This window comes from Pectobacterium parmentieri (assembly GCF_001742145.1).
Classification (GTDB): domain Bacteria; phylum Pseudomonadota; class Gammaproteobacteria; order Enterobacterales; family Enterobacteriaceae; genus Pectobacterium; species Pectobacterium parmentieri.
Window position 1 is genome coordinate 4,731,748 of sequence record NZ_CP015749.1, and the last position, 19,541, is coordinate 4,751,288.

Annotated in this window: 35 protein-coding genes; 31 read left to right on the plus strand and 4 right to left on the minus strand. The window is 48.5% G+C overall.

All coding sequences use genetic code 11. From position 1 onward, the window contains the following. The first annotated feature begins 129 nt into the window (after positions 1-129). From bfd to A8F97_RS21630, 31 genes are all read left to right on the plus strand, one after another. On the plus strand, positions 130-324 hold the full coding sequence (gene bfd, locus A8F97_RS21480) for a bacterioferritin-associated ferredoxin (RefSeq protein ID WP_005970281.1): 195 nt from the start codon (positions 130-132) through the stop codon (positions 322-324). A gap of 72 nt (positions 325-396) precedes the next feature. Further along, complete coding sequence (gene bfr, locus A8F97_RS21485) at positions 397-870, plus strand: bacterioferritin (RefSeq protein ID WP_033072202.1); 474 nt, start codon at positions 397-399, stop codon at positions 868-870. 307 nt (positions 871-1,177) lie between these two features. Beyond that, the gene (rpsJ, locus tag A8F97_RS21490; RefSeq protein WP_001181005.1) at positions 1,178-1,489 is read left to right on the plus strand and encodes a 30S ribosomal protein S10; all 312 of its coding nucleotides are present in this window, start codon (positions 1,178-1,180) and stop codon (positions 1,487-1,489) included. 32 nt (positions 1,490-1,521) lie between these two features. After that, positions 1,522-2,151: a 50S ribosomal protein L3 gene (rplC, locus tag A8F97_RS21495; protein ID WP_014701620.1), complete on the plus strand. Its 630-nt coding sequence runs from the start codon at positions 1,522-1,524 to the stop codon at positions 2,149-2,151. Positions 2,152-2,161: 10 nt separating this feature from the next. Then, positions 2,162-2,767, plus strand: coding sequence for a 50S ribosomal protein L4 (gene rplD, locus A8F97_RS21500; protein ID WP_005970278.1), 606 nt, complete (start codon positions 2,162-2,164; stop codon positions 2,765-2,767). Next, the gene (gene rplW / locus A8F97_RS21505; protein WP_005970277.1) at positions 2,764-3,066 is read left to right on the plus strand and encodes a 50S ribosomal protein L23; all 303 of its coding nucleotides are present in this window, start codon (positions 2,764-2,766) and stop codon (positions 3,064-3,066) included. The genes rplD and rplW overlap by 4 nt, the downstream gene beginning before the upstream one ends. A 17-nt stretch (positions 3,067-3,083) precedes the next feature. Then, positions 3,084-3,905 carry a 50S ribosomal protein L2 gene (gene rplB / locus A8F97_RS21510; RefSeq protein WP_014701619.1) on the plus strand — a complete coding sequence of 274 codons (822 nt, stop codon included), beginning with the start codon at positions 3,084-3,086 and terminating at the stop codon, positions 3,903-3,905. A gap of 16 nt (positions 3,906-3,921) precedes the next feature. Further along, complete coding sequence (rpsS, locus tag A8F97_RS21515) at positions 3,922-4,200, plus strand: 30S ribosomal protein S19 (RefSeq protein WP_004929772.1); 279 nt, start codon at positions 3,922-3,924, stop codon at positions 4,198-4,200. 14 nt (positions 4,201-4,214) lie between these two features. Beyond that, positions 4,215-4,547 (plus strand): 50S ribosomal protein L22, encoded by a 333-nt coding sequence (gene rplV / locus A8F97_RS21520; protein WP_005970275.1) that lies wholly within the window; start codon positions 4,215-4,217, stop codon positions 4,545-4,547. A 17-nt stretch (positions 4,548-4,564) separates the two neighbouring features. Continuing rightward, entirely contained in the window at positions 4,565-5,266 is a 702-nt protein-coding gene (rpsC, locus tag A8F97_RS21525) for a 30S ribosomal protein S3 (protein ID WP_005970274.1), read from the plus strand. A gap of 12 nt (positions 5,267-5,278) precedes the next feature. Then, positions 5,279-5,689, plus strand: a complete 411-nt coding sequence (gene rplP / locus A8F97_RS21530; RefSeq protein WP_005970273.1) for a 50S ribosomal protein L16 — start codon at positions 5,279-5,281, stop codon at positions 5,687-5,689. Continuing rightward, positions 5,689-5,880 (plus strand): 50S ribosomal protein L29, encoded by a 192-nt coding sequence (gene rpmC / locus A8F97_RS21535; protein ID WP_005970272.1) that lies wholly within the window; start codon positions 5,689-5,691, stop codon positions 5,878-5,880. Before rplP ends, rpmC begins: the two co-directional genes overlap by 1 nt. Next, on the plus strand, positions 5,880-6,134 hold the full coding sequence (gene rpsQ, locus A8F97_RS21540; protein ID WP_005970270.1) for a 30S ribosomal protein S17: 255 nt from the start codon (positions 5,880-5,882) through the stop codon (positions 6,132-6,134). Before rpmC ends, rpsQ begins: the two co-directional genes overlap by 1 nt. A gap of 163 nt (positions 6,135-6,297) precedes the next feature. Continuing rightward, entirely contained in the window at positions 6,298-6,669 is a 372-nt protein-coding gene (rplN, locus tag A8F97_RS21545; protein ID WP_000613954.1) for a 50S ribosomal protein L14, read from the plus strand. A gap of 10 nt (positions 6,670-6,679) precedes the next feature. After that, entirely contained in the window at positions 6,680-6,994 is a 315-nt protein-coding gene (gene rplX, locus A8F97_RS21550; protein ID WP_005970267.1) for a 50S ribosomal protein L24, read from the plus strand. Between the two features lie 14 nt (positions 6,995-7,008). Beyond that, entirely contained in the window at positions 7,009-7,548 is a 540-nt protein-coding gene (rplE, locus tag A8F97_RS21555) for a 50S ribosomal protein L5 (protein WP_005970265.1), read from the plus strand. 13 nt (positions 7,549-7,561) lie between these two features. Continuing rightward, complete coding sequence (gene rpsN, locus A8F97_RS21560) at positions 7,562-7,867, plus strand: 30S ribosomal protein S14 (RefSeq protein ID WP_010286114.1); 306 nt, start codon at positions 7,562-7,564, stop codon at positions 7,865-7,867. A 33-nt stretch (positions 7,868-7,900) separates the two neighbouring features. Further along, entirely contained in the window at positions 7,901-8,293 is a 393-nt protein-coding gene (gene rpsH, locus A8F97_RS21565) for a 30S ribosomal protein S8 (protein ID WP_005970261.1), read from the plus strand. A 12-nt stretch (positions 8,294-8,305) separates the two neighbouring features. Then, entirely contained in the window at positions 8,306-8,839 is a 534-nt protein-coding gene (gene rplF / locus A8F97_RS21570) for a 50S ribosomal protein L6 (protein ID WP_005970259.1), read from the plus strand. A gap of 9 nt (positions 8,840-8,848) precedes the next feature. Beyond that, a complete protein-coding gene (gene rplR, locus A8F97_RS21575) occupies positions 8,849-9,202 on the plus strand; it encodes a 50S ribosomal protein L18 (RefSeq protein ID WP_005970258.1) in 354 nt (117 codons plus the stop codon). Positions 9,203-9,216: 14 nt separating this feature from the next. Then, on the plus strand, positions 9,217-9,717 hold the full coding sequence (gene rpsE / locus A8F97_RS21580; protein ID WP_005970257.1) for a 30S ribosomal protein S5: 501 nt from the start codon (positions 9,217-9,219) through the stop codon (positions 9,715-9,717). Positions 9,718-9,723: 6 nt separating this feature from the next. Further along, complete coding sequence (rpmD, locus tag A8F97_RS21585; protein WP_004846568.1) at positions 9,724-9,903, plus strand: 50S ribosomal protein L30; 180 nt, start codon at positions 9,724-9,726, stop codon at positions 9,901-9,903. Between the two features lie 3 nt (positions 9,904-9,906). Beyond that, positions 9,907-10,341 (plus strand): 50S ribosomal protein L15, encoded by a 435-nt coding sequence (gene rplO, locus A8F97_RS21590; RefSeq protein WP_005970256.1) that lies wholly within the window; start codon positions 9,907-9,909, stop codon positions 10,339-10,341. Positions 10,342-10,348: 7 nt separating this feature from the next. Further along, on the plus strand, positions 10,349-11,680 hold the full coding sequence (gene secY / locus A8F97_RS21595; RefSeq protein ID WP_014701618.1) for a preprotein translocase subunit SecY: 1,332 nt from the start codon (positions 10,349-10,351) through the stop codon (positions 11,678-11,680). A gap of 33 nt (positions 11,681-11,713) precedes the next feature. Beyond that, positions 11,714-11,830, plus strand: coding sequence for a 50S ribosomal protein L36 (gene rpmJ / locus A8F97_RS21600; RefSeq protein WP_002227352.1), 117 nt, complete (start codon positions 11,714-11,716; stop codon positions 11,828-11,830). A gap of 146 nt (positions 11,831-11,976) precedes the next feature. After that, complete coding sequence (gene rpsM, locus A8F97_RS21605; RefSeq protein WP_005970252.1) at positions 11,977-12,333, plus strand: 30S ribosomal protein S13; 357 nt, start codon at positions 11,977-11,979, stop codon at positions 12,331-12,333. A gap of 16 nt (positions 12,334-12,349) precedes the next feature. After that, positions 12,350-12,739, plus strand: a complete 390-nt coding sequence (rpsK, locus tag A8F97_RS21610; RefSeq protein WP_002919257.1) for a 30S ribosomal protein S11 — start codon at positions 12,350-12,352, stop codon at positions 12,737-12,739. Between the two features lie 30 nt (positions 12,740-12,769). Further along, positions 12,770-13,390: a 30S ribosomal protein S4 gene (gene rpsD, locus A8F97_RS21615; protein WP_005970249.1), complete on the plus strand. Its 621-nt coding sequence runs from the start codon at positions 12,770-12,772 to the stop codon at positions 13,388-13,390. 25 nt (positions 13,391-13,415) lie between these two features. Further along, positions 13,416-14,405: a DNA-directed RNA polymerase subunit alpha gene (locus A8F97_RS21620; protein WP_005970247.1), complete on the plus strand. Its 990-nt coding sequence runs from the start codon at positions 13,416-13,418 to the stop codon at positions 14,403-14,405. Between the two features lie 40 nt (positions 14,406-14,445). After that, positions 14,446-14,838: a 50S ribosomal protein L17 gene (rplQ, locus tag A8F97_RS21625; RefSeq protein ID WP_005970246.1), complete on the plus strand. Its 393-nt coding sequence runs from the start codon at positions 14,446-14,448 to the stop codon at positions 14,836-14,838. A gap of 206 nt (positions 14,839-15,044) precedes the next feature. After that, positions 15,045-15,257, plus strand: a complete 213-nt coding sequence (locus A8F97_RS21630; protein WP_014701617.1) for an alternative ribosome-rescue factor A — start codon at positions 15,045-15,047, stop codon at positions 15,255-15,257. 33 nt (positions 15,258-15,290) lie between these two features. On the opposite strand, the gene mscL is transcribed toward A8F97_RS21630, so the two are convergent. The 4 genes from mscL to fmt form a co-directional block, all read right to left on the minus strand. Next, entirely contained in the window at positions 15,291-15,704 is a 414-nt protein-coding gene (mscL, locus tag A8F97_RS21635) for a large-conductance mechanosensitive channel protein MscL (protein ID WP_014701616.1), read from the minus strand. Positions 15,705-15,794: 90 nt separating this feature from the next. Then, positions 15,795-17,171 carry a Trk system potassium transporter TrkA gene (gene trkA, locus A8F97_RS21640; protein WP_033072201.1) on the minus strand — a complete coding sequence of 459 codons (1,377 nt, stop codon included), beginning with the start codon at positions 17,169-17,171 and terminating at the stop codon, positions 15,795-15,797. A gap of 56 nt (positions 17,172-17,227) precedes the next feature. Continuing rightward, on the minus strand, positions 17,228-18,517 hold the full coding sequence (rsmB, locus tag A8F97_RS21645; RefSeq protein WP_033072200.1) for a 16S rRNA (cytosine(967)-C(5))-methyltransferase RsmB: 1,290 nt from the start codon (positions 18,515-18,517) through the stop codon (positions 17,228-17,230). Positions 18,518-18,584: 67 nt separating this feature from the next. Next, complete coding sequence (fmt, locus tag A8F97_RS21650; protein WP_014701613.1) at positions 18,585-19,532, minus strand: methionyl-tRNA formyltransferase; 948 nt, start codon at positions 19,530-19,532, stop codon at positions 18,585-18,587. Between the last annotated feature and the right edge of the window lie 9 nt (positions 19,533-19,541).

Consider the following 19,541-nt stretch of genomic DNA (forward strand, 5'->3'; position numbering starts at 1 on the left):
AATAAAAATAATTCTTATTTACAATATCGGTGTTGGTTAAAAAATCGCTAGGAGCGGTTTCAAATGCTGTTTGTAGTGTCCTGAAAGGTAGCGTTAAAGACACTCGCGATAACGATGAGTCATTCTGGTATGTATGTTTGTTTATGCAACGCGATTTCTGACAAAGTCATTCGTAATGCTGTTCGTCAGCACCAGCCTCAATCTATGCAACAATTACGCAAGCTCGTTCCTATCGGGACAGATTGTGGTAAATGTATTCGTCAGGCGCGCGTCATTTTTGAGGAAGAACAAGCTAAAATTCCTGACATGTATGAAGTAGCATAAAATGTAGGGTCGTTTTTTTGACTCTCTGCTGACCAGTTCTACACTTTAAGAACTGGAGCGGAGGAGCATGTCATGAAAGGCGATAAAAAAGTCATCACATACCTGAATAAGTTATTGGGCAACGAACTGGTAGCCATTAACCAATATTTTCTTCATGCCCGCATGTTTAAAAACTGGGGCTTAACCCGTCTTAACGATCACGAGTATCATGAGTCTATTGACGAAATGAAGCATGCTGATCGCTACATCGAACGAATCCTGTTTCTTGAAGGCATCCCGAATCTACAGGATTTGGGTAAGTTAAATATTGGCGAGGATGTCGAAGAGATCTTACGTTCAGACCTTCAACTTGAATTGGATGGCGCAAAGAATTTGCGCGAAGCAATTTCCTATGCTGACTCTGTACATGACTATGTCAGCAGGGATTTAATGATAGAAATTCTTGCCGATGAAGAAGGGCACATCGACTGGCTGGAAACTGAATTAGATTTGATTTCACGTCTTGGTATACAAAACTATCTTCAAGCTCAGCTAAAAGCTGAGTAACAGAGTAGATATACGATCTTATGTGCTTTATGCCCAACCTGGCCGGACTAGTTCACATCGTCCGGTCGGGTTTCAAATCATTTCATCCTGCTTATTGCTTCCCCTGCCAATTTGCGTATAATGCGCGAGCTTGCTGAAACAAGGTAAGCCTGATTCAATCCGAATCAGAGGGTCAATATTCATTTATTGCGCCTAAAACAATACTCCCAATATGGGGGTTATGTGCTGACGATTACACTCCCTCATCAATCGAAATGGGTGCGAGGAGTAATCATTTACGTTTATAAATAATTGGAGCTCTGGTCTCATGCAGAACCAAAGAATCCGTATCCGCCTGAAAGCGTTTGATCATCGTCTGATTGATCAATCAACTGCGGAAATCGTCGAGACTGCTAAGCGCACTGGTGCGCAAGTACGTGGTCCGATCCCGCTGCCGACCCGCAAAGAGCGCTTTACCGTTCTGATTTCTCCGCACGTCAATAAAGATGCGCGCGATCAGTACGAGATTCGCACTCACAAGCGTCTGGTTGACATCGTTGAGCCAACCGAGAAAACCGTTGATGCTCTGATGCGTCTGGATCTGGCTGCTGGTGTAGACGTGCAGATCAGCCTGGGTTAATCAGGTCATTGAGCGATTGAGAGGTTGAAACAATGATTGGTTTAGTCGGTAAAAAAGTGGGCATGACCCGTATCTTCACTGAAGATGGCGTATCTATCCCCGTAACCGTTATCGAAATTGAAGCAAACCGCGTAACTCAGGTTAAAGACCTGGCTAACGACGGTTACCGCGCTGTGCAAGTAACTACTGGTGCTAAAAAAGCAAACCGTGTTACCAAGCCAGAAGCAGGTCACTTTGCTAAAGCTGGTGTAGAAGCTGGCCGTACCCTGCGTGAATTCCGTCTGTCTGAAGGCGAAGAATTCACTATTGGTCAGAGCATCAGTGTTGAAATTTTCGCTGACGTTAAAAAAGTAGACGTTACTGGTACATCTAAAGGTAAAGGTTTTGCTGGCACAGTTAAGCGCTGGAATTTCCGTACTCAGGATGCTACCCACGGTAACTCCTTGTCCCACCGCGTTCCGGGTTCTATCGGTCAGAACCAGACTCCGGGCAAAGTGTTTAAAGGCAAGAAAATGGCAGGCCAGCTGGGTAACGAACGTGTAACTGTTCAGAGCCTGGACGTAGTGCGTGTTGACGCTGAGCGCAACCTGCTGCTGGTTAAAGGTGCTGTTCCGGGAGCTACCGGTAGCGACCTGATCGTTAAACCAGCTGTGAAGGCGTGAGGAGATAGCAATGGAATTAGTATTGAAAGACGCGCAAAGCGCGCTGACTGTTTCCGAAACTACCTTCGGTCGTGATTTCAACGAAGCGCTGGTACATCAGGTTGTTGTTGCTTATGCAGCAGGTGCCCGTCAAGGTACTCGCGCCCAGAAGACCCGTGCTGAAGTAACTGGTTCCGGTAAAAAACCTTGGCGTCAGAAAGGTACTGGCCGTGCGCGTTCAGGTTCTGCTAAGAGCCCGATCTGGCGTTCCGGTGGTGTGACCTTCGCTGCTAAGCCACAGGACCACAGTCAGAAAGTTAACAAGAAGATGTACCGCGGCGCGCTGAAAAGCATCCTGTCCGAACTGGTACGTCAAGATCGTCTGATCGTTGTCGAGACGTTTTCTGTAGAAGCACCGAAAACTAAGTTGCTGGCTCAGAAACTGAAAGAAATGGCACTGGAAGACGTGTTGATCATCACCGGTGAACTGGATGAGAATCTGTTCCTGGCTGCGCGTAACCTGTACAAGGTTGATGTGCGTGATGCAGCAGCAATCGACCCAGTTAGCCTGATCGCCTTCGACAAAGTCGTTATGACTGCTGATGCAGTTAAGCAAGTTGAGGAGATGCTGGCATGATCCGTGAAGAACGTCTGCTGAAAGTACTGCGCGCGCCGCACGTATCTGAAAAAGCATCTACCGCGATGGAAAAAACTAACACCATCGTTCTCAAAGTTGCTAAAGACGCGACTAAAGCAGAGATCGTTGCTGCTGTAGAGAAACTGTTCGAAGTAGAAGTTAAAGACGTAAACACCCTGGTAGTTAAGGGTAAAGTTAAGCGTCACGGACAGCGTATTGGTCGTCGCAGCGACTGGAAAAAAGCTTACGTCACCCTGAAAGAAGGCCAGAATCTGGACTTCATCGGCGGCGCTGAGTAAGTCGGAGGAGAAAGACAATGGCAGTTGTTAAATGTAAACCGACATCTCCGGGTCGTCGCCACGTTGTTAAAGTGGTTAACCCTGAGCTGCACAAGGGCAAACCTTATGCCCCGTTGCTGGAAAAGAACAGCAAATCCGGTGGCCGTAACAACAATGGCCGCATCACTACCCGTCACATCGGTGGTGGTCACAAACAGGCTTACCGTATTGTTGACTTTAAACGCAACAAAGATGGTATTCCTGCGGTTGTTGAGCGTCTGGAGTATGATCCGAACCGTTCCGCGAATATCGCGCTGGTTCTGTATAAAGACGGCGAGCGTCGTTACATTCTGGCGCCGAAAGGCCTGAAAGCCGGCGACCAGATTCAATCTGGCGTTGATGCTGCGATTAAAGCGGGTAACACCCTGCCTATGCGTAACATCCCAGTCGGTTCAACGGTTCACAACGTAGAAATGAAACCAGGTAAAGGCGGCCAATTGGCTCGTTCTGCTGGTACTTACGTTCAGATCGTTGCTCGTGATGGTGCTTACGTTACCCTGCGTCTGCGTTCTGGCGAAATGCGTAAAGTCGAATCCGACTGCCGCGCTACGCTGGGCGAAGTTGGTAACGCTGAGCATATGCTGCGTGTTCTGGGTAAAGCTGGTGCTGCACGCTGGCGCGGGATTCGTCCTACCGTTCGCGGTACGGCAATGAACCCAGTCGACCACCCACACGGTGGTGGTGAAGGTCGTAACTTTGGTAAGCACCCGGTTAGTCCGTGGGGCCTTCAGACCAAAGGTAAAAAGACCCGCAGCAACAAGCGTACTGATAAATTTATCGTACGTCGCCGTACTAAATAATCTTAGAGGATAAACCATGCCACGTTCTCTCAAGAAAGGTCCATTTATTGACCTGCACTTGCTGAAGAAGGTAGAGAAAGCGGTGGAAAGCGGAGACAAGAAGCCTTTGCGCACTTGGTCCCGTCGTTCAACGATCTTTCCAAATATGATCGGTTTGACCATCGCTGTCCATAATGGTCGTCAGCACGTTCCGGTGTTTGTTTCCGATGAAATGGTCGGTCACAAGCTGGGTGAATTCGCGCCGACTCGTACTTATCGCGGCCATGCGGCCGATAAAAAGGCCAAGAAGCGCTAAGGTAGGAGGAAGAGATGGAAACTATCGCTAAACATTGCCACGCTCGTTCTTCTGCTCAAAAGGTTCGCCTGGTGGCAGACCTGATTCGCGGTAAGAAAGTGTCGCAAGCTCTGGAAGTTCTGACCTACACCAACAAGAAAGCTGCTGGTCTGGTTAAAAAAGTGCTGGAGTCTGCTATTGCTAACGCAGAACACAACGATGGCGCTGACATTGATGATCTGAAAGTCGCGAAGATTTTCGTTGACGAAGGCCCAAGCATGAAGCGCATTATGCCGCGTGCTAAAGGCCGTGCGGATCGCATCCTGAAGCGTACCAGCCACATTACTGTGGTTGTGTCCGATCGCTGAGACTCTGGAGACTAGCAATGGGTCAGAAAGTACATCCTAATGGTATTCGCCTGGGTATTGTCAAACCTTGGAACTCTACCTGGTATGCGAATACCAAAGAATTCGCTGACAACCTGGACAGCGATTTTAAAGTTCGTAAATACCTGACGAAGGAACTGGAGAAGGCTTCCGTTTCTCGTATCGTTATCGAACGTCCTGCAAAAAGCATCCGTGTGACTATTCACACTGCTCGCCCAGGCATCGTGATCGGTAAAAAAGGTGAAGATGTTGAAAAACTGCGCAAAGTCGTAGCGGATATCGCTGGCGTACCTGCACAGATCAATATCGCAGAAGTTCGTAAACCTGAACTGGACGCAAAACTGGTTGCTGACAGCATTACTTCTCAGCTGGAGCGTCGTGTGATGTTCCGTCGTGCTATGAAGCGTGCGGTACAGAACGCCATGCGTCTGGGCGCTAAAGGTATTAAAGTTGAAGTAAGTGGCCGTCTTGGCGGCGCTGAAATCGCGCGTACCGAATGGTACCGTGAAGGTCGCGTTCCGTTGCATACACTGCGTGCGGATATCGACTACAACACTTCCGAAGCGCACACCACTTATGGTGTTATCGGTGTGAAAGTGTGGATCTTCAAAGGTGAGATCCTGGGTGGTATGGCTGCCGTTGAACAACCGGAAAAACCGGCTGCTCAACCTAAAAAGCAGCAGCGTAAAGGCCGCAAGTAAGGAGAGTCGCTGATGTTACAACCAAAGCGTACAAAATTCCGTAAGGTGCACAAGGGCCGCAACCGTGGTCTGGCGCAGGGTACGGATGTTAGCTTCGGCACTTTCGGTCTGAAAGCTGTTGGCCGCGGTCGCCTGACTGCTCGTCAAATCGAAGCTGCACGTCGTGCCATGACTCGTGCTGTTAAGCGTCAAGGTAAGATCTGGATCCGTGTATTCCCGGACAAACCGATCACCGAGAAACCGCTTGAAGTTCGTATGGGTAAAGGTAAAGGTAACGTGGAATATTGGGTTGCCTTGATTCAGCCAGGTAAAGTCCTGTACGAAATGGACGGTGTGCCGGAAGAGTTAGCCCGTGAGGCATTCCAACTGGCAGCAGCGAAACTGCCTATCAAAACCACCTTTGTAACTAAGACGGTGATGTAATGAAAGCAAATGAGCTGCGTGAAAAGAGCGTTGAAGAGCTGAATACTGAGCTGCTCGGCCTGCTGCGCGAGCAATTTAACCTGCGTATGCAGGCTGCCAGTGGTCAGTTGCAACAGACTCACCTGGTAAAACAAGTGCGTCACAATATTGCACGTGTTAAGACTTTACTGACTGAGAAGGCGGGTGCGTAATGACCGATAAAATCCGTACTTTGCAAGGTCGTGTTGTAAGTGACAAAATGGAGAAATCCATTGTTGTTGCTATCGAACGTTTCGTGAAACACCCGCTTTACGGTAAATTCATTAAACGTACGACTAAGCTGCACGTACATGACGAGAACAATGAATGTGGTATCGGTGACGTGGTTGAAATCCACGAATGCCGTCCACTGTCCAAAACTAAGTCTTGGACACTTGTTCGCGTTGTAGAGAAAGCGATTCTGTAATAAAGTAGCGCTCTTCTCTTACGATAAACGGCTCTGCAAAGGGCCGTTTATTTTTTCTACCCATACTAAGGAAGCGGTGTTATAATGCTGCGCCCTCAATTATGGGGTATTTAATGGCCCGAAAGGGTCCTAAAGTAGTAGTTGACATTAGCGGAGCACTAAAATGATCCAAGAACAGACTATGCTGAACGTGGCCGATAATTCCGGTGCACGTCGCGTAATGTGTATCAAGGTTCTAGGTGGCTCGCACCGTCGCTACGCAGGCGTCGGCGATATCATCAAAATTACCATCAAGGAAGCAATTCCTCGCGGTAAGGTGAAAAAAGGCGATGTTCTGAAGGCGGTAGTGGTGCGCACCAAGAAGGGTGTTCGTCGCCCGGACGGTTCTGTCATTCGCTTCGATGGAAATGCTTGCGTTATTCTAAACAATAACAGCGAACAGCCTATCGGTACGCGTATTTTTGGGCCGGTAACTCGTGAACTGCGTAATGAGAAGTTCATGAAAATTATCTCTCTGGCACCAGAAGTACTTTAAGGAGCGAATCATGGCAGCGAAAATCCGTCGTGATGACGAAGTTATCGTGCTAACCGGCAAAGATAAAGGTAAGCGCGGTAAAGTAAAAAATGTCCTGTCTGCTAGTAAGGTCATTGTTGAAGGTATTAACCTGGTTAAAAAACATCAGAAGCCGGTTCCGGCCCTGAACCAACCAGGTGGCATCGTTGAAAAAGAAGCTGCAATTCAAGTTTCTAACCTTGCAATCTTCAATGCGGCAACTGGTAAGGCTGACCGTGTAGGCTTTAGATTCGAAGACGGAAAAAAAGTCCGTTTCTTTAAATCTAATAGCGAAACTATCAAGTAATTTGGAGTAGTACGATGGCGAAACTGCATGATTACTACAAAGACGAAGTAGTTAAAAAACTCATGACTGAGTTTAACTACAATTCTGTCATGCAAGTCCCTCGGGTCGAGAAGATCACCCTGAATATGGGTGTTGGTGAAGCGATCGCTGACAAGAAACTGCTGGATAATGCAGCAGCAGATCTGGCAGCAATCTCCGGTCAAAAACCGTTGATCACCAAAGCACGCAAATCTGTTGCAGGCTTCAAAATCCGTCAGGGCTATCCGATCGGCTGTAAAGTAACTCTGCGTGGCGAACGCATGTGGGAGTTCCTTGAGCGACTGATTTCCATTGCTGTACCGCGTATCCGTGACTTCCGTGGCTTGTCCGCTAAGTCATTTGATGGTCGTGGTAACTACAGCATGGGTGTGCGTGAGCAGATCATCTTCCCGGAAATCGACTACGATAAAGTCGATCGCGTTCGTGGTTTGGACATTACCATTACCACTACTGCGAAATCCGATGATGAAGGCCGTGCGCTGTTGGCCGCCTTTAACTTCCCATTCCGCAAGTAAGGTAGGGTTACTAATGGCTAAGCAATCCATGAAAGCACGCGAAGTTGTTCGTGTGAAACTGGCTGAAAAATACCGCGCTAAACGCGAGGAATTGAAAGCTATCATCTCTGGTGTGAACTCATCCGACGAAGATCGTTGGGATGCTGTTCTTAAGCTGCAGACTCTGCCGCGTGATTCCAGCCCGTCTCGTCAGCGTAACCGCTGCCGCCAAACTGGTCGTCCGCACGCTTTCCTGCGGAAGTTCGGGTTGAGCCGTATCAAGGTCCGTGAAGCCGCTATGCGCGGTGAAATTCCGGGTCTGAAAAAGGCTAGCTGGTAATTGTCACCAATTGAATCACGGGAGTAAAGACAGATGAGCATGCAAGATCCGATCGCGGATATGCTGACCCGTATCCGTAACGGTCAAGCCGCGAACAAAGTTGCGGTCACCATGCCTTCCTCCAAGCTGAAAGTGGCAATTGCCAACGTGCTGAAGGAAGAAGGTTATATTGAAGATTTCAAAATCGAAGGCGACACCAAGCCAGTTCTGGAATTAGAACTTAAATATTTCCAGGGCAAGGCAGTGGTAGAAAGCATTCAGCGAGTAAGCCGTCCAGGTCTGCGCATCTATAAAAGAAAAGATGAGCTGCCAAAAGTTATGGCCGGTTTGGGTATCGCAGTTGTTTCTACCTCTAAAGGTGTTATGACTGATCGTGCAGCTCGCCAGGCTGGTCTTGGTGGCGAGATTATCTGCTACGTAGCTTAATCGGGAGGAAAAATGTCTCGTGTTGCAAAAGCACCCGTCGTCATTCCTGCCGGCGTAGAGGTAAAACTCAACGGTCAGGATGTTTCGATTAAGGGTAAAAACGGCGAGCTGAGTCGTAAGATCCATGATGCCGTTGAAGTGAAACAAGCTGACAACGCTCTGACTTTCGCCCCGCGCGAAGGTTTCGTTGATGGATGGGCCCAAGCGGGTACCACTCGCGCTCTGTTGAACGCAATGGTTATCGGTGTTACCGAAGGCTTCACTAAGAAGCTGCAACTGGTTGGTGTTGGTTACCGTGCTGCTGTTAAAGGCAATGTGGTTAATCTGTCTCTTGGGTTTTCTCACCCAGTTGAGCATGCACTGCCGGCAGGTATTACTGCAGAATGCCCAAGCCAAACTGAAATCGTACTGAAAGGTGCTGATAAGCAGGTTATTGGTCAGGTTGCTGCGGAATTACGCGCCTACCGTCGTCCTGAGCCTTATAAAGGCAAGGGTGTCCGTTACGCCGACGAAGTCGTGCGTACCAAAGAGGCTAAGAAGAAGTAAGGTAACACTATGGATAAGAAAGCAGCTCGTATCCGTCGTGCGACCCGCGCACGCCGCAAGCTCCAGGAACTGGGTGCGACGCGTCTGGTGGTACATCGTACTCCACGCCATATTTATGCGCAGGTCATTGCACCGAACGGTTCTGAAGTCCTGGTAGCCGCTTCTACTGTAGAAAAAGCTATCGCTGAACAACTGAAGTCGACTGGCAACAAAGACGCAGCAACCGCAATAGGTAAAGCTATTGCAGAACGCGCGTTAGAAAAAGGCATCAAGAATGTCTCTTTCGACCGTTCCGGTTTCCAATATCATGGTCGAGTCCAAGCACTGGCAGATGCTGCCCGTGAAGCTGGCCTTCAGTTCTAAGGTAGAGGTGTAAGATGGCTCACATCGAGAAACAAGCTGGCGAACTGCAGGAAAAGCTGATCGCGGTAAATCGCGTATCTAAAACCGTTAAAGGTGGTCGTATTTTCAGCTTCACCGCACTGACTGTAGTGGGTGACGGCAACGGCCGCGTTGGTTTTGGTTACGGTAAAGCTCGCGAAGTTCCAGCAGCGATCCAGAAAGCGATGGAAAAAGCCCGTCGCAATATGATGAATGTCGCGCTGAACAACGGCACCCTGCAGCACCCAGTTAAAGGTGCTCACACGGGGTCTCGTGTGTTCATGCAGCCAGCTTCCGAAGGTACCGGTATTATTGCCGGTGGCGCAATGCGCGCCGTTTTGGAAGTTGCAGGGGTTCACAACGTATTGGCTAAAGCCTATGGTTCCACTAACCCGATTAACGTGGTTCGTGCAACGATTGATGGCTTAGCCAACATGAAGTCCCCGGAAATGGTCGCTGCCAAGCGTGGTAAATCCGTTGAAGAAATTCTGGGGTAATTGACCGTGGCAAAGACTATTAAAATCACTCAAACCCGTAGTGCAATCGGTCGTCTGCCGAAACATAAGGCGACACTGCTTGGCCTGGGTCTGCGTCGTATTGGTCATACTGTTGAACGTGAGGATACTCCTGCGGTTCGTGGTATGGTCAACGCGGTTTCCTACATGGTTAAAGTGGAGGAGTAACAGATGCGTTTAAATACTCTGTCTCCGGCCGAAGGTGCTAAACATGCACCGAAGCGTTTAGGTCGTGGTATCGGTTCTGGCCTGGGCAAAACTAGCGGTCGTGGTCACAAAGGTCAGAACTCTCGTTCTGGTGGTGGCGTGCGCCGTGGTTTTGAAGGTGGTCAGATGCCTTTATACCGTCGTCTGCCGAAATTCGGTTTTACTTCTCGTAAAGCAATGATCACGTCAGAAGTTCGTTTGTCTGATCTTGCTAAAGTAGAAGGCGACGTAGTTGACCTGAATACGCTGAAAGCCGCTAATGTTATTGGCATTCAGATTGAATTCGCGAAAGTGATTCTGTCTGGTGAAGTTGCTCGTCCGGTAACGATTCGTGGTCTGCGTGTCACTAAAGGTGCTCGTGCTGCTATCGAAGCTGCTGGCGGTAAAATTGAGGAATAAGTAGCAGATGGCTAAGCAACCAGGATTAGATTTTCAGAGTGCTAAAGGCGGAGTTGGTGAACTGAAGCGCAGACTTTTGTTTGTTATCGGTGCGCTAATTGTTTTCCGTATTGGCTCTTTTATTCCGATCCCTGGTATTGATGCCACTGTGCTTGCCAAATTGCTTGAACAGCAGCGAGGCACCATCATTGAAATGTTTAACATGTTCTCTGGTGGTGCTCTCAGCCGTGCTTCTATCTTTGCACTGGGTATTATGCCATATATTTCGGCATCGATTATTATCCAGTTGCTGACGGTGGTTCATCCCACCTTGGCTGAAATAAAGAAAGAAGGGGAGGCTGGCCGTCGTAAGATTAGTCAGTATACCCGCTACGGCACCTTGGTGTTGGCCATATTCCAATCTATCGGTATTGCTACCGGTTTGCCGAATATGCCTGGAATGCAAGATTTGGTCATAAATCCAGGTTTTGCTTTCTACTTTACCGCTGTTGTAAGCCTGGTTACTGGAACAATGTTCCTGATGTGGCTGGGAGAACAGATTACGGAGCGTGGTATCGGTAACGGTATCTCGATCATAATCTTTGCTGGTATTGTTGCGGGTCTCCCGCCGGCCATTGGCCATACCATCGAGCAAGCTCGGCAAGGCGACCTGCACTTCCTCCTGTTGCTGTTGGTTGCAGTTTTAGTGTTTGCAGTAACCTTCTTCGTTGTTTTCATTGAGCGTGGTCAACGTCGTATCGTCGTTAATTATGCAAAGCGTCAACAAGGTCGTCGTGTTTATGCAGCACAGAGTACGCATTTACCGCTGAAAGTGAATATGGCCGGGGTTATTCCTGCGATCTTCGCTTCCAGTATTATTCTGTTCCCTGCCACGATTGCATCTTGGTTTGGGGGCGGTACCGGTTGGAACTGGCTGACAACTATTTCGCTGTATTTGCAGCCCGGACAACCGCTTTATGTGTTACTCTATGCGTCTGCAATCATCTTCTTCTGTTTCTTCTACACTGCGTTGGTTTTCAACCCGCGTGAAACAGCAGATAACCTGAAGAAGTCCGGTGCATTCGTGCCAGGAATTCGTCCGGGAGAGCAAACGGCGAAATATATCGATAAAGTGATGACTCGCCTGACTCTGATTGGTGCGATGTATATTACTTTTATCTGCCTGATCCCGGAGTTTATGCGTGACGCAATGAAAGTGCCTTTCTATTTTGGGGGTACATCTTTATTGATCGTTGTTGTCGTCATCATGGACTTTATGGCTCAAGTGCAAACTCTGATGATGTCGAGTCAATATGAGTCTGCATTGAAGAAAGCAAACCTGAAAGGCTATAACCGTTAATTAGGTGAGCTTGAGAAGTTACGGAGAGTAAAAATGAAAGTTCGTGCTTCCGTCAAGAAATTATGTCGTAACTGTAAGATTGTTAAGCGTAACGGTGTCGTTCGTGTGATCTGCAGTGCCGAACCGAAGCATAAACAGCGTCAAGGCTGATTATCTCGCATATTTTTCTTGCAAAGTTGGGTTGAGCTGGCTAGATTAGCCAGCCAATCTTTTGTATGTAGCTGCAACATTATTTGAGTATCCTGAAAACGGGCTTTTCAGAATGGTGTTGCTGTATAAAATTGTAGGAGTGCATAGTGGCCCGTATAGCAGGCATTAACATTCCTGATCATAAACATACCGTTATTGCATTAACATCAATTTTCGGTATCGGTAAAACTCGGTCGCAGGCTATTTGTGCTGCAACAGGGATTGCCGAGAATGTTAAGATCAGTGAGCTGTCTGAAGAGCAAATCGATAAGCTGCGTGACGAAGTTGCCAAGTTTGTTGTAGAAGGTGATCTGCGTCGTGAAGTTACCCTGAGCATCAAGCGTCTTATGGACCTTGGTACTTATCGTGGTTTGCGTCATCGTCGTGGTCTGCCGGTTCGCGGTCAGCGTACCAAGACTAACGCCCGTACCCGTAAGGGTCCGCGCAAACCGATCAAGAAATAATCGGGGTGATTGAATAATGGCAAAGGCACCTATTCGTGCACGTAAGCGTGTAAGAAAGCAAGTCTCTGACGGTGTGGCTCATATCCATGCTTCTTTCAACAACACCATCGTAACCATTACTGATCGTCAGGGTAATGCGCTGGGTTGGGCAACTGCCGGTGGTTCCGGCTTCCGTGGTTCTCGTAAATCTACGCCGTTCGCTGCTCAAGTAGCTGCAGAACGTTGCGCAGAGGCCGTGAAAGAATACGGTATTAAGAACCTGGAAGTTATGGTTAAAGGACCTGGTCCGGGCCGTGAGTCTACTATCCGCGCATTGAACGCGGCTGGTTTCCGCATCACTAATATTACTGATGTGACTCCGATCCCTCATAACGGTTGTCGTCCGCCGAAAAAGCGCCGCGTATAACGCCGCTTTTAGGATTGTTGGAGAAAGAAAATGGCAAGATATTTGGGTCCTAAGCTCAAGCTGAGCCGTCGTGAAGGCACCGACCTGTTCCTGAAGTCTGGTGTTCGTGCGATCGATTCCAAGTGTAAAATTGAACAAGCTCCTGGCCAGCATGGTGCGCGTAAGCCGCGTCTGTCTGACTATGGTGTACAGTTGCGTGAAAAGCAAAAAGTTCGCCGTATCTACGGTGTGCTTGAGCGTCAGTTCCGTAACTATTATAAAGAAGCTGCACGTCTGAAAGGCAACACAGGTGCAAACCTGCTGCAACTGCTGGAAGGTCGTCTGGATAACGTTGTTTATCGTATGGGTTTTGGTGCTACTCGCGCTGAATCACGTCAGATGGTGAGCCACAAAGCTATCATGGTAAACGGTCGCGTTGTTAGCATCGCTTCTTATCAGGTATCCCCGAATGACGTAGTCAGCATCCGTGAGAAAGCGAAAAAGCAATCTCGCGTGAAAGCCGCTCTGGAGCTGGCTGAACAGCGTGAAAAGCCAACTTGGCTGGAAGTTGATGCTGCCAAGATGGAAGGTGTGTTCAAACGTATTCCTGAACGTACCGATCTGTCTGCGGACATTAATGAACACCTGATCGTCGAGCTTTACTCCAAGTAAAGCTTAGTACCAAAGAGAGGACACAATGCAGGGTTCTGTGACAGAGTTTCTAAAACCGCGCCTGGTTGATATCGAGCAAGTGAGTTCGACGCACGCCAAGGTGACCCTTGAGCCATTAGAGCGAGGCTTCGGCCATACTCTTGGCAACGCACTGCGCCGTATTCTGCTTTCATCCATGCCAGGTTGCGCGGTGACCGAGGTTGAGATTGATGGTGTACTGCATGAGTACAGCACCAAAGAAGGCGTACAGGAAGATATCCTGGAAATCCTGCTCAACCTGAAAGGGCTGGCGGTGAGAGTTCAAGGCAAAGATGAAGTTATTCTTACCCTGAATAAATCTGGCATTGGCCCTGTGACTGCAGCCGACATCATCCATGATGGTGATGTCGAAATCGTCAAGCCGCAGCACTTAATTTGCCACCTGACCGATGAAAACGCATCTATTAGTATGCGTATCAAAGTTCAACGTGGTCGTGGTTATGTGCCGGCATCTGCCCGTATTCATACGGAAGAAGATGAGCGCCCGATTGGTCGTCTGTTAGTTGATGCTTGCTACAGCCCTGTAGAGCGTATTGCCTACAATGTTGAAGCAGCTCGCGTAGAACAGCGTACTGACTTGGACAAGCTAGTCATCGAGATGGAAACCAATGGTACGATCGATCCTGAAGAGGCGATCCGCCGTGCGGCCACCATTCTGGCTGAACAACTTGAAGCTTTTGTTGACTTACGTGATGTTCGTCAGCCAGAAGTTAAAGAAGAGAAACCAGAGTTCGATCCGATCCTGCTGCGCCCTGTTGACGATCTGGAATTGACTGTCCGCTCTGCTAACTGCCTTAAGGCAGAAGCTATCCACTACATCGGTGATCTGGTACAGCGTACCGAGGTTGAGCTGCTCAAAACGCCTAACCTGGGTAAAAAATCTCTTACTGAGATTAAAGACGTACTGGCTTCCCGTGGTTTGTCTCTGGGCATGCGCCTAGAAAACTGGCCACCTGCAAGTATTGCTGATGAGTAACCAGATCACAGGTTAAGGTTTTACTGAGAAGGATAAGGTCATGCGCCATCGTAAGAGTGGTCGTCAACTGAACCGTAACAGCAGCCATCGTCAGGCTATGTTCCGTAACATGGCTAGTTCTTTGGTTCGTCATGAAATCATCAAGACGACCCTGCCGAAAGCGAAAGAGCTGCGTCGCGTTGTTGAACCGCTGATTACTCTTGCCAAGACCGACAGCGTTGCTAATCGTCGTCTGGCATTCGCCCGCACTCGTGATAACGAGATCGTGGCAAAACTGTTTAATGAACTGGGCCCGCGTTTCGCGAGCCGTGCCGGTGGTTACACTCGTATTCTGAAGTGTGGCTTCCGTGCTGGTGACAATGCGCCGATGGCATACATCGAGCTCGTTGATCGCTCAGTTTCGCAGACAGAAGAAGTGGCTACTGCAGAGTAATCTGTAAGAGCGTAAAAAAACCGGGGAAACCCGGTTTTTTTATATCTGAAATAAGTCATGCTTTCGCATAAATATACATGGTAAACAACTGCCTGTGTCTGAGTGAGCTGAAAATACATCCCACCTATTCTCATCTACCCATTTCGACTATATACTCTGCACGTTTTATTGATGTACATACCATTTCGACTTTCTTAGGAGTAATGATGACCACATACCGCCATAAGCGCGGAAAAATTCAGGATAACGCCATTGAGGCGTTGCTGCATGATCCGCTGTTTCGCCAACGAATTGAAGTGAATGAAAAAGGGAAAGGAAGTTATCGTAGAAAAGACAAACATGTGAAGAAAGGGAGTTGGGAGGCCAGTGGTAAGCAATCAAGTGATTATTTACCTCTGGCCTTTCTACTTTCTGCGTAATAACGAACTAAGGGGCGGGCAGAAATTCAATATTTACTGTTTGGGCTGCTGCCCTTTAAGCAAATCGCGGATTTCAGCTAGCAGCTTCTCTTCTGCGCTCGGTTTTGGTGGGGCGGTAGGGATATCTTCCTGTTTACGACGCATTTTATTCATCAGCTTGATAGCTATAAAAATTGCAAAAGCGACGATGACAAAGTCGAAAATATTCTGGATGAAAGCGCCGTAGTTCATGACAACGGCAGGAATGTCGCCTTGGGCATCACGGAGAATGAGGCTGAACTGTTTAAAATCGACACCACCAATCAAAAGCCCTAGCGGCGGCATAATAATATCCGATACCAGAGAAGAAACAATTTTACCGAAAGCGGCACCAATAATGACACCCACCGCTAAATCGACAACGTTGCCACGCATGGCAAACTCTCTGAATTCTTTGATGATACTCATATCTGTTCTCCTTGCCAAAAATATAAATTAATTCTAACCAATAGCCGTATCTTTGCCAGATTATCGGTTAGTAATAAATTAGCTCCCGGATTACAAAAAGAAAGGGCTTGGTTGAAATAGGCGTTCAACATCGGGCACAAATTTTTTGTCAGCCAAGAACATGATGACATGATCGCCTTGCTCAATTTTGCTATTTGCATTGGCAATAATGACGTGATCACCGCGAACAATTGCTCCAATAGTGGTACCCGGTGGGAGCTTAATATCTTCGATCATTCTGCCGACAACTTTCGATGTACCCTCGTCACCATGTGCGATGGCTTCGATCGCTTCGGCAACTCCTCGGCGCAGAGAGGATACGCTAACAATATCAGCCTTACGCACATGGCTGAGTAGTGCAGAAATTGTCGCCTGCTGTGGGGAAATAGCGACATCAATAACGCTGCCCTGAACCAGATCGACATAAGCCCGACGCTGGATGAGTACCATCACTTTTTTCGCGCCCATACGCTTAGCCAGCATAGCTGACATAATATTTGCTTCATCATCATTGGTAATGGCGATGAATACATCTATCTGCTCAATGTGCTCTTCGGCGAGTAACTCTTGGTCTGAGGCGTCGCCATGAAACACAACTGTATTTTGCAGAAATTCTGCCAACTCCGTCGCACGTTCTGCATTTCGTTCTATCAACTTGATGCTGTAGTCTTTTTCTAACCGCTGTGCTAATCCTGCGCCGACGTTACCCCCACCAACGATCATGATCCTTTTATACGGTTTTTCAAGGCGCTGCAACTCACTCATCACAGCACGAATGTGCTGGGAAGCCGCGACAAAAAATACTTCATCTCCGGCCTCGATGATGGTGGAACCTTGAGGGCGAATAGGACGATCGTGGCGGAAAATCGCCGCAACGCGGGTCTCTACATGAGGAATATGCTCGCGGAGAGAAGTAAGGGCATTACCGACTAGCGGGCCGCCATAGTAGGCATTAACAGCGGCAAGACTCACTTTACCTTCAGCGAAGTTGACGACCTGAAGTGCCCCAGGGTATTCGATCAACTTGTAAATGTTATCGATCACCAACTGCTCTGGGGAGATCAGATGATCAATAGGGACGGCTTCTGGTAAAAACAGATGCTCAGATTCACGAATGTACTCAGCGGCCCGTATGCGTGCAATACGGTTTGGTGTTTTGAAAAGAGAATAAGCGATCTGGCATGCGACCATATTCGTTTCATCTGAATTGGTAACGGCGACCAGCATATCAGCATCTTCCGCTCCCGCTTCACGTAGCACACGCGGATGAGAGGCATGGCCTGTAACGACGCGAAGATCAAATTTATCCTGAAGCTGGCGCAACCGATTTGCATCAGTATCAACGACAGTGATGTCATTGTTTTCACCCGCTAGATTTTCTGCCAGTGTTCCGCCGACCTGACCCGCGCCAAGAATGATAATTTTCATAATAAGCCATGCCGTTTATTGATTGCTGTCTGTTGCAGACAATACTGGGTTCAATATCAGTTTTTTACCAGCTTCGCATAAAAGAAACCGTCGCCACCATCAGCATGGGGGAGCATCTGTATACCCGGTATTTCACTTGTACCTGTATCAACAAGCGTTGCATCGGCATGGCGAGACAAGAAATCTGTGACTTGCTGGGCATTCTCTTGCGGCAGAATAGAGCAGGTCGCGTAGACCATTGTGCCGCCCGGCTTTAGATGTGGCCAGATGGCATCAATAATCTCTTTTTGCAGCGCAACCAATTCCTCGATATCCCTGTCTCGGCGTAACCATTTGATATCAGGGTGACGACGAATCACACCAGTAGCGGAACAAGGGGCATCCAATAGAATACGATCAAACATACGCCCTTCACACCATGAACTGGGGTAACGCCCATCGCCTTGTTTCACTTCTGCATGCATTTGTAATCGCAGTAAATTTTCTCTTACTCGGCCTAAACGCGTTTCATCAATATCGACAGCGAGTACGTGAGATTTTGGCGCAGCTTCTAAAATGTGCGTTGTTTTTCCACCGGGTGCGGCGCAGAGATCGAGGATCTGCTCGCCATCTTGTGGCTCAAGCCAGTAGACGCAGCCTTGAGCCGAAGCATCCTGTATTGTTGCCCACCCTTGTGCAAAGCCCGGCAAGAGATCGACGGCACAGGGAGAAGCAAGTCGTATCGCATCGGCATATTCAGGATGAGCAAACGCTTCGATTCCTTCTTGCGCTAACAAGTCTAAGTATGCTTTCCGTGTATGGTGTAACCGATTCACGCGTAACCACATCGGAGGTCTTTGATTATTCGCATCAACAACACTTTGCCAGTGATTTGGATAAGCATGCTCAATACGCGCCAGCAGCCAACTTGGGTGCAGGTAGTGAGACGAATTTGTCGCCTCACGCTGAATAAGTTCTTCCTGCTGACGTTGAAATTGGCGTAATACGCCATTAATCAGTCCCTTAAGCTGTGGCCTCTTTAACGCGACAGCACCTTCTACCGTTTCTGCTAGAGCAGCATGGGGTGGGATACGAGTGTAGTGTAATTGGTAGATACCAACCATGATGAGATAATGCAGTGTACGTTGTTTGCCCGTCAGGGGCTTAGCCATCAGTTGTTGAATACACCATTCCAACTGCGGCAGAACGCGTAATACGCCGAAGCAAAGCTCTTGTAAAAGTGCACGATCTTTATCGGAAACGTCACGTTGATGAACAGGCAATAAGGCGCTGAGTGATTGCCCCTGATCCAGAACTTGTCCCACCACTTTTGCGGCAATACTGCGTAGATTGTATGAGCTTTTCATGTGTTAGCGATGATGTATACGTAAAAGAGAGAGGATATACCGGCATGGTGCCGGTATGAAAAATAGATCAGTTCAGTGTATTACCGGGAACGAACCACTCACGACGTGAGTTCAGCAGATCGTGCGCACTCATCACTTTTTTGCCTGCGGGTTGCAACTCCTGAATATTCAAGATGCCATTGGCTGTTGCTACCTGAATGCCTTGTTTCTCTGCCTGTATGATTGTGCCAGGCTGTAAGCCATGTGCTTTGGCGATGGCCTCAGCTTTCCAGACTTTTACTGGTTGTTCATCTACGATGAAATAGCTGACTGGCCAGGGATTAAAAGCGCGAATACAGCGTTCAAGTTGCTCAGCGGATAGCTGCCAGTTTAAGCGAGCTTCTTCTTTGCTAAGTTTTTCTGCATAGGTGGCAAGGGCGTCATTTTGTGCTTCAGCAACAGCACTACCATCCGCAAGCTGTTCCAACGTTTCCAATAAGCCACGCGGCCCTAACTCAGCAAGTTTATCGTACAACGTTGCGCTGGTATCCTGTGGCAGGATGGGGCACGAAATTTTGTGTAGCATTGCGCCAGTATCGAGTCCCACGTCCATTTGCATGATCGTCACGCCAGTTTCACTATCCCCAGCCCACAATGCGCGTTGGATAGGCGCAGCACCACGCCAGAGAGGCAACAGAGAACCATGTACATTAATGCAACCGAGGCGAGGCATAGATAGCACCGGCTGTGGCAGAATTAACCCGTAGGCGACAACGACCATAACATCGGCACTTAACGCCTCAACCATCGCCTGATTTTCTGCTGGTCGCAGAGATTTAGGCTGGAAAACGGGGATGCTATGTTGTTCTGCCAGCACTTTTACCGGGCTTGGTGTGAGCTTGTTGCCTCTACCCGATGGGCGGTCAGGCTGTGTGAAAACGCCCACAACCTCGTGCCCTGATGATAAAAGTGCGTCAAGGTGACGCGCTGCAAAGTCAGGGGTTCCGGCAAAGATGATACGTAAAGAATCAGACACGGTGCTTCC